4 protein-coding genes are annotated in these 16,805 nt (G+C 47.0%); all 4 read right to left on the minus strand.

Features of this window, described 5'->3' with window-relative positions:
• Nucleotides 1-36 precede the first annotated feature (36 nt).
• The 4 genes from DYB02_RS18695 to DYB02_RS18710 all read right to left on the minus strand — a co-directional run bounded on the left by DYB02_RS18695 (nt 37) and on the right by DYB02_RS18710 (nt 16,762).
• A complete protein-coding gene (locus tag DYB02_RS18695) occupies nt 37-906 on the minus strand; it encodes a mechanosensitive ion channel family protein (RefSeq protein WP_005463003.1) in 870 nt (289 codons plus the stop codon).
• 61 nt (nt 907-967) lie between these two features.
• Complete coding sequence (locus DYB02_RS18700; protein ID WP_029803901.1) at nt 968-1,873, minus strand: OmpA family protein; 906 nt, start codon at nt 1,871-1,873, stop codon at nt 968-970.
• A gap of 9 nt (nt 1,874-1,882) precedes the next feature.
• Complete coding sequence (locus DYB02_RS18705; protein ID WP_029803899.1) at nt 1,883-5,398, minus strand: hypothetical protein; 3,516 nt, start codon at nt 5,396-5,398, stop codon at nt 1,883-1,885.
• 69 nt (nt 5,399-5,467) lie between these two features.
• A complete protein-coding gene (locus DYB02_RS18710) occupies nt 5,468-16,762 on the minus strand; it encodes a DUF11 domain-containing protein (protein WP_029803898.1) in 11,295 nt (3,764 codons plus the stop codon).
• Nucleotides 16,763-16,805 lie beyond the last annotated feature (43 nt).

The following is a 16,805-nucleotide window of genomic DNA, read 5'->3' on the forward strand; positions in this document are numbered from 1 at the left end:
TTTACTCCGAAGCAGCGGGTTTCTTTTTCATGCGAGTTAGTTGAATGCAGCGTCGTTCGATTCATCATTCGAAGCAGGAAAACGCTGCTCGTAAAGCTCCATAAAGTCCTGACGAATCAAATGCTCTAAATGGTTTGCCTTATCTGTTGGGCAGAAGATCATCACATGCACAATCTGCTCACCATTAATATGACTTGAAATGTGGATGTGCGGCTCTGCGCCCGGCAGATCAACGCCAGCATGCTTCTCGATCATGGCATTGTAACGATGTGCCACATCACTAAAGTAACTGCAATGCTCATCAATTTTGTCCGTTAACGGTGTTAGTAGCGGATACAAGTTGACGAAGTCTTTCACCACAATCGTGAAATTATGGTAAACATAACGCTTCATGAAGTTGAGGTTTTTAACCGGATAGGTGAAAAACATACTATTAGGCAACGTCGCGGTTTTACCCGTGTAATGGTATTGCCCGTGATGCAAATCGATCTCTTGAATCACTGTCGCCATCATGTTGTGTTCGATCACCTCGCCACACAACTTACCCACTTCAATCCAATCACCCACTCGAAACGAGCGCGAACTCGCACGTTGAATCGAGCCTGTAAAACACAAAATGATTTCTTTCGATGCCACCACAATAGCGACCGCAATCGCTGTAACACTGAGCGCAAACTCACTGATTTCTGATTGCCAGAGGATAAACAGGATCAGCAATGTGAACGCAAACGTACCGTTTTTGGTTCTCGACATCCAACTGCGTTGATCTTCGGTTAAAAAGGCATGATCACCGCGAATCATCGACAAAATTGAACGACGTACCAACCACATAAAAAACAAAATTAATGTGGTAAACAGCATTTTGTGCGTGAGAAGAAAATCGACGACCAACTGCACTTTCTCCATTACCCAGCTCCCTTGTTACAGACTTATTATCTTTCGAATAGTAATGGGTAACCATAACAAATTATTCTGTCAGTTGTCCGTGTTCACTCTCTTTAAATACGATAAAGGTACGTCGATTCAGTGCGTTTGCTTCCGAAGTCGTTTGATTTATGACCGGTTGCAGTTCACCAAACGCTTTGACCTCCCAAACAAGCCGCGACGCATCAAGTTTGGTCTTGAGATATTCGACCACAGTTTGAGCTCGTCGCTCTGCCAATTTTTCATTGTAAGAAAGCGAGCCGACTTGATCAGTGTGCCCTGCAACCAAAATGCTGCCTTCTAACCCTTGTAACTGTTCAATGAAATCATCGAGCTGAGTGAGATCTTCAGCTTTCAACTCTGACTGATCAAAGTCAAAGTGTGGCGTCATGGTCATATAAACCTTACGCTCTGGCTTTGGAGGTTCGCAGAATGGCATCTCATCGTATTTTTGCGCCTCCTCAAACATGACGTACGCTCGGCGGTTTTCGGCACGCGCTTGATCTGAAGTATCGAGCGTAAGCGGTTGAGTCTCGCCAAAGTGCTTAATCTCCCAATCATAAAAAGTGGGATCAAGCTGCTGCTTGAGGTACGCCGCAACGGATTGTGCTCGGCGCAGAGAAAGCGCGTCGTTGTACTCGTTTGAACCTTTGTAATCAGTGTGACCGACAATGGTAATGCGTCCGCTTAAACCTTGAATATCGCGAATAAACGCATCCAGACTTGTCGCATCTGCTTCTCGAATCTTGAATTTGTCGAAATCAAAGTGCTCTGCAACGGCAATATGAATTTCTCGCTGCGGCGCTAAGCACTCACTAATAAGAAATTTAGAGACATTCACATCGGCGAATTTCTCTCGGTTTTCTTGGCTCACGTAAGTTTCGGTAGCGCAACCTGCTAACAATGCACCAATCATAATGCCGCTCAACAAGCGAATCGTCGTTTTCATGTGGCCCTCTTATAACTTACCAACTAGGTTAATGAACACGCCTGATGCGTCGTAGTCATCATCATTCGCAAGGTTGCTGTCAAAGCCTGAGAAGTTATAGCCGACGCCGACTTTGAAGTTGTCGCCAAGATGTTTGTTCACTGAAATCAGCGCACCTTGCTCTAACTCATCGTAGGTCGAATCGGTCTTCCAATGGTACTCGCCTGTCACGTCCCACTCTTTCATCACTCGGTAAGAAGCACTTAAGCCGTACAATGAGATTTTGCTGTCAACCGGAATGTCTTCACCCGATTGACGAGTGAAAAGTTCATGCTTGTTTTTGAATGCGTATTTCGCGCCTAAATCCCAGTTGGCATCAAGTGAATAGATACCTTCCACTTCAATGATATGGCTTTCTTCATCTTTGTAATCCACATCGCGATTGAGTTGGTCGAAGTCCACTAAGTAGGTGTAGCGCGACAACAAATTCAAACGATCGTTGTAAATTGGGCGATACGCCAATCCAGCGGTCGACTCAATAAAACGAGCCAACATTTTGTCGCTCGATTTGCTTTCTGAGCGTGAGTAATTGAACTTACCGAATAAGGTGTACTCTTCCGTCAGATGATGGGTGTAACGGTTGGTCGTCACCCATTGGTCGATGCGTTTTTTGTCTGGGTCAGCAGAGTCATCTGTCTTATCGACACGATATTCCACTTTGTTCTTGAACAACACATCATCGACATCAATCGAGGTGCTTACACTCACCGCTTGGCGCTCGGTGGTGATGTTTTGATCATCCTTGATTTCGCCTTTCTGATAGCCGATACCCATGTCGATGTCGTCGTTCATGTCGTAGCCAAAGCCGAATGAATCGATGCGACCTTTACCGTTGTCTTCATCCACAAATTGGTTTTCTTGGTAGAAATCGACCGTTGAAGTCAGATCTGCACGTTGACCGACAATCACGTTGTTTTTGCCTTCGTAGCTGTCATCGACATAGGTTAAGTAAGTGCTGTAGTCTTCCGTCACATCATAAGTCACGCTGGCTTCAGCCGCATCGCCACGATCGCCCGTGGTGTATTCTGCGCCAACGACGAAGTCTTCTAAAATACGCGTTTCACCACCAATAGTGACGCTGTCGTTCTCATCGTACTCATCTGTTTTTCCAACGGTTTTTTGCCCTTTGATGTAAACATTGTTGTCGCTATCCCAAATGTAATCGGCACGCAGGCCCGCTAAGGTGCCTTTGCCTTTTTCGTCTTCGTTGTTTAACTCTTCGACTTGTTTACCTGCTGCGGAAATCTTGATGTGTTTGGTCACTTTGACCTGAGTTTCCAGTTCTGCCTGTTGAGAATCCGTTCTTAGTGTGCCGTCGGACTCACGCTCTTCCATCGAGGTAAATCGAGTTTTCACCGCAACACGATCCGTTGCTTGAAGACGGATTTCCGTACCATAAGATTCTTGTTCTAAATCGTCATCTTGGCTTGCGTAGCTGTAACCTGCATCTTTAGATTTGTACCAAGCTTTTACATCGTTACCCACAGCAGAAAACACGCTCGGGGCGATATCGTAAAGGTTCATCACCCCTTTCACTTGATAAGAGTCACCTTCACGATCATCCGCACTGCCGCCAATAGGCGTAAAGGTTAAACCGCCATCGAAAGAGACATAGTTAGAATCGGTTTGACGACCTTTACTGTGGCCGAACTCGGCTTTCAAATAGGTGCCTTCTGATGCTCGTAACGTTAAGTCTGTGCCGTAAGCTTCGTAGTCTTGGTTATCTTTTTCTTCGGTTTGATAGTTTGCACCTACACCGATGTAGTCGTTTACCCAACCTTTGACGCGTCCACCAGCGGTCATTGCACCAAGCGCTTCACTGCCTTGAGGCACGTATTCATAATCAACAGCAAGATAGTTGTCATAACCGTCAGCTGGGGAGTCGTTAATGACCGAGCCAAAGTTGTCAGAAATGATGTTGTTTAGTGGTTTGGTTAGAATAATTCGGCCTTGGTATGGGTCGATTTCATAGTCACGTCCCGACTGCAACGGCAGTTCTTGCAAGGTGATGCCGCTGTTTGGGTCGACCACCTTAACCATCACTTTGTCGCTGCCCGGTACAACTTCGCCATGGCGTAAGAAGTACAGCGAACCGCCAGTACCTAAAAATTCATCGTGCGCAAACAGCGAATCCGATTCGGCGGCAAAGCCAACGATGTTAAGACGATCTTCACCGAACTTGGTGGTAGAACGTGTGCGATAGTCACCTTTGAAACCATATAGGCTACGGTTGTAATCGTTGTTGTCAGTACCAGTTATACCTGTGTTGTAGTTCCCCCACAAAACGTTGGATTTGTCGTATTCAACGTTGAGATACACTTTGCCTTTGGTGTTGACCACTTTGTAGATGTTCGAGCTGTCACCGTAGTTGCCATAATACATTTCATCGTCGTCTTCGAGAATGTCGAATAGGCTGGATGAATCAGAGGCAAACGGGTGCTTAAACATGTCTCGCACGTCACTCTCTTTGGTATCAAAGTGGGTGGTGATTCGGAGTTTGTCACCAAACTTACCTTGGCCAAAATACGCTAAGCGACCTTGGTTATAGATATCATCTTGATATTGGTCATCAACCGCCAATGCTGCCGAATTACCTGTGACTTTGTTTTTACCAATGTAGAAATCCGCCAAACCCGCTTGTACCCAATATTCATCCGGAATACGCACGTACAGTTGGTAACGTCGCTCTTCACCGCTATCAAATACCACACGAGTTGGGAATAGATAGGCGTCGGCTGGCAAGTATTGTTCGGCGTAAAGCTCGCCCTCTTCTACGTCAAATTCATCTTCACCAATCACCACTTTGTCGACACCTTTTAGTCCCGTACCCATAAACCTTGCCAGACCAGCCGAGGTAGGAATGTTGTGGCGCATCAACTGAGCTTTGCCGAGCTTACGGCCTTGATCTTCTTCACCATCATTCTTGTCGATGTCGACTTCAGAATCGGGTTCAACAAGATCGATCACACCGACACTTGTCACGTCCATGTTGCCGTCTTTATCAAACGCTTTTAAGCGAAACAGAAGCTGCGTGTTGGATTCAAATTGGTAGTCTTGATCGGTCTTGCCATCCCAAACGATGTTGAAATCGTTGGCAAATTGCTGACCTTCCACCACCGCCAGCGGAGACACCAAACCACGATCGCCACCGCGATACACTTCTAACTGGTAATGATCCACGTAGTAGCTGAAGTTGGTAGTGATAGCAAAACTCATCTCTTGCAGAGGTTTGCCGTTTCTAACTTCCACATTGCTGCTGATGCTCAGATCCAACACTGGGTCAAAGCGCATGATGTCACGGCTAACCCAAATCGCACCTTGTTCCAGATAAATACGAGAATTGTCGGTTTGTTCATGCGTGTTAACTTCAATACCCAGTGAGTCACTGCCCAGCTTTTCTAACTGGCTGGTGTCTTTTGCGTACGATAGGATCGGCAACGCCGCCGCGATACATATCGTCAGTTTTGATTGTCTAAATCTAATCATAATTTTCTTGCTTAACCGTTGCAGTCAATGGCTGAGAACAAGCCCAGCCAACGTGTAAGTTACGAACGGTTAATCATCCCCACTGCTTTGAATACTGAAGTTAAATTTCGTCAGTTTGTTTGGTGTGATTCGTTGTACTTTCGGGTTTTCACTGATCACTTTCATACCCGTTGGTAGCGAGTCTGTGTCGACTTTGACCAAGAACTGCTTCCCTTTCTTATTCAACACCCACTGATCTGGAACATGGTATCGACCATATTGGTCGGTCTCGATAATGATGCCTTCGACGGTAAGCAGTCGAACGCCCGGAATACCGTCTTCATAAAGCCCTTTGTTCTCAACGACGATCTCCCAAAGGTACTCATCCCCGTCGCGATAAAGGTTTCTCTCGACATCAATGTGCTCTGCCGACAGGCCTTTTTGCTTATCACCTTTATGCTTGGTAATCGCATTGCCTTGTTGGTCGAACTCGATGTGCGTGCCGTTATCGGTGGTCACCTTGAATGAGAAGCCTTGGCGAGTGCGTGTTTTGAATTGGAACGCCACTTGGTTGCTCTGCTTAAGCGTTCGGTTACGAGACAAGCCATATAGCTCATCCACTTCGTAGCCTTTATCCATTCTCGACATCACTACAGGTTGACCTTGCAGTTTGCCCGTCACATCTTTGAGCTGAGTTTCTACGCCATCTTGGATAATGAAGGTCGAGTTCGGAACGTAATCACCTAGCGCAAGGTCAATGTCGATGAGAACATCGTCCGCGGTTGCATCTGCTTGGAAACCATCACCATTGTGGTCTTCGAACACCTTTCCGATGATAGAAGCGGTATCGAATACTTTGTCTGGCATCACTTCGACGGTTGCGCTCGCTAGGTTCGATTTCACCACGTAGTTAGTGCTGGTGTTCTGTGCCGAGAAGCTTTCTGCTGGTGGCGCTTCTGCCCATGCAGTGTTGGTGTAGACGCCAAAAGTAGCACCGACACTGACGCGCATTAGGTAACGAATGCGCACAGCATCCGCAGTTTGAGAATCGCCTTTACCATAGATATTCATGTCACCAACATCGAAGAACAGCTGGTTTGTCTTGGTTGGTTCGACCGTGATTTGAATATCGTCTGAGGTATCAAATACGCCATCAGGGCCGCTATTTACCATCTCGGTAGAATCAGGAATGTAAGCAAAACCACCAGGATAACGGTCGACCAGACGCACTCCTGAGAATGGGTTGTCGTTTTCGTTGGTGATCACCACTTCGTATTCAACGACTTCACCGACACTGGCTTCCGATTTGCTTGCCACTTTAGTGACTTTCAGCATGCCTTCGTTGTAAGCCTGCTTTTTCACTTTGATCGTGACATTCGCAGATGCCGTTTCGCCCGTTGATGCTGCTGCCGTGAAGACGTTGGTAAAGTTGTCATCAATGCCTTGATTAATCTCACCTGTCACGACGATTTCAAACTCATTGCCTTGGTACGCTTTCAAGGTATGGTTGGAATTGACGTTGTTCTCCGAATCCACAGAGACCACAACGCCAGATTTCAGCTCTGTAATAGTCGCTTTCCATGTCGTGAACAACGCATTACCGTTGCTACCAATCAATTTGTCGATTTCATCCAACAAGTTCACGCTCTCTGCATCGCCAGAGCCACGGTTGGTCGCCGTCATCGTGAACGTGATTTCATCGTCATCATTGGTGTATTCGGCTTTATCGGCCACTTTCGTCACCGATAAGATGATTGGTTGCGGTTTGATAATGGCGACATCTTCTGCCAAAACATCGCTTTCCGATTTGTCGTATGCGTAAGCGTGGTTGGTGATTTCTCCCATCGCGTCTGCATTGACCACACCGGTAATCTCAATGTCTAACGTGTCATTTGGCGCAAGAATCACGCGACTGTTTACATCCAGATTGTCGCCCTGAATTTGCGGCAGAACGATGGTTCGTTCATCGTTGTATGAACTGGTCATACGCCAACTGGTAAATGCTTCAGCTTGAGTGTCGTTGATGGTGTTGACCTTCAGTTCTGAGATCAGATCTTTCAGTACCATCTCTTCAGTAAATGAACCCGATTCATTAGTTAACACCACGTGGTAAGTAACACTCTCTCCCGGACGGTAGAACTCATCGTCAACGGTTTTTTCAAGTTTGACCGACTCCGGCATCGCCAGCAGTGTCGCTGTTGAATCTTGCGTTTCACCACGGAATGTGGCGCTAGCAGTATTCTCAATTTCGCCAGTAGCGTATTGGTTCACAAGGCCTGTAATCACAAACTCCACTTCATCATTCGCAGCAATCGTTAGCGTTGAATCGATGTCTGAATTCACGCCCGGCATGTTGGTGATCTCGGTTTCCGCATTCGCTTTATTCACCTCAATGCGCCAAGAGTCGAACGCTTTTACCGACGTACCATCAAGACGCACGACTGCAAGATTACTAATGGCGTCTTTTACAGCCACATCTGTCGCTGGGACTGTGCCTTCGTTCTTCACTTTGACGCGGAACGTCGCTTCTGCACCCGGAACGTAATATTGGGTGTCTGCGGTTTTCTCAATCGAGATCCCCTGAGATTGAGGCTGAACAGTGGCACTTGAATGCTGCTGCGTACCGTTGAGATCCGCCGTCGCCGTGTTGGTGATATCACTCGCGGCTAACGGGTTAGTCTTCGCGGTGATCGTGAACTCCACAATGTCATGCGGTGCTATATCGATCATCGAACGGATATCCTGATTATCGACAGGCATCGGGGTAATGGTGGTACGGCTGTCGCTGTTCGTCGTTTCAATCGTCCAACTCTCGAAAGCACGCTCACTCACGCCATAGATGTTGGTGGCTTTAATGCCCGACAAAATATCTTCTAACGCGATGTCGTTATCGAAACCATCAGTGCCGTTGTAAACACGAACGTGGAATACCGCATCTTCTCCCGGAATATACATTGGCGATTCGGCTGTTTTCTCAATCCACACTTCTTCAGGCAGCGTTTCTAAGGTTGCGGTTGCTTCTGTCGTTGCACCTGCAAACTCAGCCGTTGCTGTGTTGATAATGTTGGCAACCGCTCGGCTGTTCACCGTGCCTGTAATGGCAAATTCAACCGTATCTCCTGGAGCAATATCGAGATTGGTCGCGATGTCCGAATTTGGTCCCGGTAAGGTCTCGATATTGGTGCGAAGGTCACCTTTGTTGGTCACGATAGTCCAATCGTTGAATGCCGCTTCCATTGCGCCACCAGACGTTTCAACCTCTAATGCAGAAATCAAATCCTCCACTTTGACATCCGCAGCAAAACCAGAACCATTGTTCGTGACCTTGACTCGGAATGTCGAGAACTCTCCCGGCTGGTAATATCGTTCGTCAGCAGACTTTTCAATAACGACATCGCCCGGATAAGGTTTTAGCGTTGCAGTTGCGAGAATATCTTTGCCGTTGTAGCTGAGTGTGGCTTGGTTAACGATGTCACCAGTTGCATGTGCATTCACTAAACCAATCACGTACAACGTAATGCTGTCATTTGGTGCTAGGTCGATGTTGTAGTCAATATCTTTATCCACCACCAAAGAGTTCGCATCGACCGTAGTTAACCCACTGCCCGCCACATATTGAACGGCCCATTGCAAAAATGCTTGGTTGGTTGAACCATCAATCGTATCGACAGTTAACGCGCCAATGGCATCTTTCAAATTGATGTCGTTCGCGTAGTTGTTGCCTTCATTGACAATTTTGAGAATGTAACCCGACGCTTTGTTTGGGCTGTAATGCTCCACCATCGGCGTTTTCGTAAACGTTAGATCGGGGATCTTTGCCGTGCTGGTCGCTTCTGCCGTTTTTGTGGTGCCGTTGTAGGTAACATCAACGGTATTGGTCACCTCGCCAACGACTTGCGAGTTGAGCTCACCTTCTACGGTGATGGTCACCACATCATTAGGCGCAATATCAATACTGCCATCAATGAACTCGTCATTGGCTGCGGGGAACTTAGTGGCTCCGCTCAAAGACTCGGCATTCATGTAAATAGTCCCAGACTCAAACGCAATCACGTCTGCACCAGTCACACTGGCCGCCGTAATTTTGTTTACGAAGTCTTTAACTTGGACATCGTTCGCCCAGTTTGCCGTGGTGTTTTCAATTTGAATCGTATACGTCAGCGTGTCGCCAGACTCATACTGAGTTTTATCGACGATTTTTGTCACATTCAAATCGGCGGCAGCTGCAACATACGTCGCTTGCGCGGCTTGTTTACTCGTCGCGTCACTGACTTCGACCACATTTGTGATATCACCAACCAGATCGGCTTTGACCACGCCTTCTACATGCAGCTTGACGCTATGAGCAGGGTGAATGTTGTAACGAACTTGATAACCGTTATCGCCCGTTACTTCTGAGCCCGACACAGCTTGAGTTAAGCTCGGATCCGTTCCATCTACGCTAACGCTGACATCCGACCACCCCTCAAAGGCACGAACAGGCAAGGCAGAACCCGCTTTTTCAGTACGAATGGTTTTCCACAAATCCGCAATCAATACGTCAGTTGCATAGCCGCTGCCAGTATTCTTCACCTCGATGTCGTAACCAATAGTGTCGCCCGGATGGTAGATAGCCGCTGGATCGGTAGTGATTTTCGTGACGGCCAAATTGCCCGGTTCAGGAACGATCACTTTTTCGCGTAAGTTATACGTCACATAGCGCGAGCCACTGCTTAACTTCCCTTGCAACTGGTTGGTAAACTCGCCAACCGCGTCGTCACGCACGTGCCCTACCACCTCAATGAGAACCTCGGTGTAGGTGTCATCTGGCGCTTTGCCACCCATCTGAATGGTGGTGTCGATGTCGGTATTATCCGCAATGAGATTTAAGTTGTTGATGTCGGTGTACGCCGGGTTACCGTCAGAGATAACGCTCGCGCTTACACTCCAATCTTTCAGTGCGACTTTTTCAGTGCCGTCCGCGGTCTCAACCAAATAGCTACTAATGGTATCGCGCACATCCACCAGCTCATTATTGGTGGTTACGTTGCGAATTCGCATCTGATAGCGCACTTCCGAGCCCGGCGTGTACGTCGGAGTGTCCGTCGACTTTTGCGCTAGCAGATTCGAAGTTCCCGGATCAAGCACGACAGCATTACTGTCCACGCCTGCAACTTTTGCGACGTTAGTTATTGCGCCCGTTGCATCCGCCGCAACCGTACCATCAATTTCAAAGACAACGGTATCGCCTGGCATCAGATCGAATGCTGCGTTTAAGGGTACATTGCCTTGATACTGACCATTGATGGAGAAGCGGTCTGACGTTGGAGCACTAACAATCGCCACGCTGTAATCCGTAAAAGCTGGTTTGCCATCAGACGTGTTAATCTTGTCCAGTTCATCCACAATGGTGGCACCATTAGTGGTACTTTCACCTACGTTGGTGACTGAAACTTGATACTGGATCTGGCCATTCGGATTGTAGTGACAATCAGTGCCCGTCGAAGATGGGAACGTACACGTACTGCTGTCGGCGGTCGTGTTCAGTACCAGTTTTTGGAAATCTAAAACAGGTGCGACAGGAGGAATGGTTTCCGTTGTGTCACTCTGGTTGCCAGCTTTTGCGGTGTTTCCATCGATATCACCGACAGCATCAGCGCGAACTTTCCCCTTTACGGTAAATTCGATCACTTCTTCAGGCGCAATATCAACCACCAAATCCAGATCATCGGTGGCATCGTATGGTTCGATGTAGGTGTCTTGCGTGCCACTGGTACCAACAGAGGTAAAGACGTGGCTGATTTCAGATTCTGAAAATGCCGATTTCGTTGTGTCACCAATAACTTCAACACGAACATTAGAGATGATGTCTTGAATCGCGGCCTCGTCACGCCATACAGGTTCGGTGTTGGTCACCGTAAACTTATACACCACCTCATCTTCTGGTTTATAAGTGTCTCCCGCTGCGTAAGGTTTACCAGCAATCGAAACGATCTCTTTGTTAACGGCTAGATTGCTGCCTTCCGGTGTCACGCGAGCTGTCGCGAAGTTCGTGCCGTCGTATTTCGGCGTCGAAGCAATTTGATCCAAAGCGTCTGGACGAATACGTGACTTCATCACAAACTCAATCCAACCGCCCGGCGAAATGGATAGAACTGGAATATCGATATCCGCATTTGCACCACCAACAAAGCCGCCGATATCCGTCGTTGCTTCACCAGAAGTTTTCACGCTCACATCCCATCCGTGCGCAGCAAAGGCAGGTAAACTCTGCGCGTCTGATTCTCCAGCCGCATTTTGTGCCACTCGGACTTTGATGCTAGAAAATAACTCTTGCAGTGATTTGTTGTACTCCAGTCCTTTACCATTGTTTTGGAGGCGCAGACGGTACACGATATTTTCGCCACTAGACGTGTGATTGTACGTCAGCTTTTCGCTCGATAAAGACGAATCCGTGTACGCTTTATGGGATTTGCTTACCTCAGAAGGCAGCATGTTGGCTGGCTCAGCGACTAGGTTATGACTGCTATCAATAACCGCCACGTTTAAGATTTGGCCAACCGCTTTCTCGCTGATCTTTGCTTTCACCGTATATTTGATGAAAGTGCCGCCAACAGCGAAACTATTTGCTGCAAGGTTAAACTGGGTGTCAATATCGCGGTTATCCGTGACCGACCCCGGCTCACTGATACCACTGGTATCGGTTTGAGTCGTGATGGTCCAAGAGTCAAACGCTGCACCCATCGAACCATCTAAGTATTGGGTTTTGATTGCGCTAAGTTCATCCTTAATCGGCATGTTTTGCATGTGCACGTTGTTAAGGTTAACGAGCGATATTTCATACTCAATGTAGCCGCCTGGCGTGTAACCGCCGCTCAATGAAGTAACACCGTCTTGATCTAAGAAGCGGGTAATGTGTTTTTCGAAGTCGTATTTCTCTGCCGATGCTTTCGTCTTCGCACTGACAGTATCGCCGTCAACGGTCAACAAGTTGAGGATTTCACCGACTGCATTGTTGTTTACCGTCGCCGTCACTTTGTACTCAATTTTAGTGCCTGCGGGGATGGAGGCATGCGTGTCGATATCTCGATTATTTTCAACTGAACCATCAAGATCGAGAATGGCTTTATCGCTACCACTGACGATGTTCTGCTCGATAGTCCAGCCCGAATCAAACGCCTTTTCACTTGTTCCATCAACAAGTTCCACAGTGATGTTGGATAAGCGATCCACCACAGGAATATTGTACGCGTTCCCCTTACCATCGTTTTCAATCGTTAGGCGATAGACCAATGGCTGACCCGGCTCATAGCTTGCTTCATCCACGGTTTTGCTGAATGAAAGATGGTAGCTGTTTGGAATAACGGTGATACCGCCGATCGTAATGTTACCTACCGACTCTTCACGAACGACACCTTCGACTTGGTATGTGACTGAGTCCCCACCCGCCACATCAATAACGGTTGAGATGTTTTGATTGTTTGCTACCGTGCCATCGAGCGTACCATCGGTTGTGCTATCACCGCCGTGGGCATCGCTTTTCGATACATCAACGGAAAAACCAGACGCGAAGGGCGTTGCAGTTGACCCATCGAGCAATTGTGTCGTCACGTCAGTGATGTTTTCACTCACAGTATGGTCGTTCACGTAACCTGTTTGAGACGATACCGTCACTAAATAGGTCAACGTATCACCTGGTGAGTAAAAACGAGATTCGACTCCATTCACCAATAGCTTGCGCGTGACATTCCCACCGTTGTATGCCTTTTTCATTTCATGGTGTGAAATGTGAGAAGTTTCCGTTACTTCACCAAGATCGCGATAGATGTATGCATCATTTGCAATTTTATCGTTGAGATTCCCCCCTTCATCTAGCGAACCAACGACGTTATCTTTTACACGCGCTTTAATTTTAAACGTACGCACTTCGTCCGCTTCCAAACTCATTGTTTTGGAAGCGTCCCCTTCGGGATACACAAAGTTCTCCGTTGTTACAGAATGAAAACCGGCACCGTCGTCATAGTCAAATTGCCAATATTCGAACGGGCTTTGGTCCGGATAATCTTGATACTGATTGTCTTTGTCGTTCGCTAATACAGACAAAATATCTTGCAACTTATCAACGACTTTTAACCCAGTTTCAGTGTGCGAACCATTGTTGAGAACACGGATTTCGTAGGTCACATCTTCGCCCGGAACAAAGCGGACTTTATCGGCAGTTTTTAAGATCGATACATTAAGCTTGTCGCTCGAACCATCACCAATTTGTGCAGAAGACGACTGGTTCAAATTGGTTAAAGGATCATAAGCTTGCGCCGTATTGGAGATCTCTTGCTTCGCATAATCGTTCTTCACTCGACCATGAATAACGTAAACCACCGAGCCTTTCTCACTACCCACTTTAGGGTCGATATCAATACGTGAGTCAATATTTCCATTGTTTGGGTAACCCGATTTAGGCCCTGCGTAACTGCCTGTTTTGTATGGCGAGTTGTTTGAATCAATCGTCGCGTCTATCGTCCATTCAGAAAACGCATCCAGACCCACAATATCGTCCGTTACATGAACTTCGTTCGCATAACCTTCGCCAAAGTTGAAAATAGATACCGTAAATGTGACCCAATCACCGGGGATAAACTCGTCATCCGGTGTGGTTTTAGTCACGATGATCTTAGGTTCTTTTGGATACACCGTAACGCTGTCTGATGCTGATGACTGGACAGTAGAATCTGGCGTTTTAACCGTCGCGGTATTACTGAATTGAGAGTACAGAATTTGATCCGGATTTGAACGGTCAATCTGAGCAACAATTGTGTACACCACTTCAACGTTCGGCGGAATTTGAGCGTTAGTATCTAAATCAAGGTTGTCTGAGAAGCTGCCGACATCGGTGTAAGCAGGATTACCGTTCAGCAAAGGATCGTCAGACTTGATTTCAGCACGAATAGTCCAAGCATTGAAAACTGGCTTAGTGACGCCATCTGGCTCCAAAATTTCAGCCGTGATGGTTGATATCGCATCTTTGACTTGCACATTGGTTGCATAGCCGTTTTCTTTCGCATTTTTCACACTGATTTCAAACGTCACTTCGTTGTCCAGCTTGGAATACGAGGTTTGCTTTGTATCAAAACTGGTATCGGTGTTCGTTTTAACACGCTTGTTAACCTCGATCGCGAAATCATGCGGATCAGAACCTCGGTCGGCGTACACAGTGCCATCGACCGTCACTTGGTTTTGAATGTGCCCATTCGCCAGAGGATGAGTGTCTGCCACGATGGTGTATGCAATGTAGGAATGTGGCTCAAGCGTCGCAATCACATTCAGGTTGTCGGGATACTTTACTGCCCCAACAATACCAGTGTTGGAAGCCGTCGCGGCTGTACCGTCTGCTTTATATGCGTTTGCAGTAATGGTCCAATCCGAATAGGCGTTGATCGTATTACCATTAATGTCTTGAGTAGTGATCGCCGAGAGTTCATCCAAGACCTGAACTTGGTTTGCAAAGCCATCACCATCGTTAGTCACTACGATGGTGTAAGTGAGTGTTTGACCCGATGAATAGTAACGACTATCGACATCTTTACTCACACGCAAGTTGTCGTCAGGAGTTTGAACCCCTGAACCACTTTCGGTCACGTTGTCGTTGGCGCAGCTCGTCGAGTCATCCAAAATAACGCCCATGCTAGCATCATTGGCTTTTGCGGTAAGTTTGTATTTAACGGTTTTTCCTGGAGCAAGATCAGGCGTCAAAGCAATTGGATTTGAGCTCCATGAGCCATAGCTATACGAACCCGGATCCGAGCCAAGCGAGTCCTCACCCGAAATGACTTCAACTTTCCATTCTTTAAACGCTTGCGCATCGCCTGCACCGCCTGCTTGCTCCGTCATGACACAAGTTAAGTTATCTTGAATCAATAAGTTATTGGCAAAGTACTTAGACGAACCGTTGGTTACCGTAATTTCATATTCGATGTTTCCACCGGGCACATATTCTGATGCGGTAGTTGTTTTAGAAATGGCGATCTCGGAATCAGAAACGTTCAGCACTTTTTCTGCATTGACTGTATCTGCGACGTTTGCGCTCTGAACTAATGAACCTGATTCATCTTTGACGGCAGCAGAAAAGCCTTGAAGCGTACCAATGGTGATTGGCGTCAGTGTAGCTTCAACTAGGTAAGTGATTGACTCACCGGGGTAGATCGACACCGTATCGTCAAAATCGACATCAGTTTGAACTCCACTAGCTTGATAGGCAGATAACGAGTTAGAGCCAATGTTGTTGACCGTTACAGTCCACGTTGAGAATGGATTTCCGGTCACATCGGTGTTGTTAAAAGCAGACGAGAGATCGTTCGCCAAGCCATTGTTGGTAAGTAACGTGTTGATGTTCTGCGTAACGTGGTAACCATGTGCAATCGCACCACCGTTGTTACTGACTTTGATTTCGAAATTGAGCTTACCGTTTATTAAATAAGGTGTCGAAGACAAAAGTGTATGGGTAAGCGTAACGTTCGGCGTCGCTGGAGGCGTGACAAGAACATTGCTTTCTACAGGGCCATCGCGCGTTAACGCCGACGCCTTAGTTGTAATGTCAGAAACCAGATCATTCGCAACGGTCGCTTTGATGGTGTAAGTGATGTAACCACCCACGGATAGCTCCGCATTCTCTACCGACAAATCATCTGCTTTCGAAAATGTTCCCGTATTACTCCCAGAAGAAGCGACAGCACTGATCTCGACATGACTAAAAACTGGAGCGTTGGCACCGCTTAGAACCTCACCAGTAAGAGACAAAAAAGGTTGGGTTATGTCTAAGCCTTTTACTGCAAACAGGCCAGTATTTTTTGCGGTGAGCGTGTACGTCAAAACGTTTGCGACTTGATATTCAGCTGGCGTTACCGCTGCATCTAGCGTGTATTTGTATTCTGCAGGTTCAAACGTGACGCTGGTTGTATCAACGAATGTATTCTCTGCCCCAGCAATCATCGCTTTTACTTGTGCTCCACCTAATACGATGTTTTCAGCACTCTCATGAGACACTGTCGCGCTAACATGATAAGTAACTCGACCAAATGGCAGCAATGTCGCGCCAGTCACTTCTAAGTTCGCATTGCTAGATGCGTAACTACCAGCGATTGAACCTAGACTGTGAGTGTCTGATATCGATACGCTCTGAAAGGCTTTTTGGTCGCCCGACATGACATCCCAAACCGCGTTTATCACTGAGACATCTGCAATTGTGTCCGCCGTTGTATTTTTTACCTCAATCGAGTATGAAATTTCTTCACCATTTTCATAATGACTCCCAGAAGCAGGACTAAATGAAATTTCCACCTCTCCTGCTGCTAGAGCGTTTGCAGAGGTAAATAAGGCAACTAAGAGTAAGGTAAAACAACGCTGAACCATCGACACAGTACTTTCCAATTTATATAAAATTCTTATGAATTAC

Source organism: Vibrio parahaemolyticus (assembly GCF_900460535.1).
In the GTDB taxonomy this organism is placed as follows: domain Bacteria; phylum Pseudomonadota; class Gammaproteobacteria; order Enterobacterales; family Vibrionaceae; genus Vibrio; species Vibrio parahaemolyticus.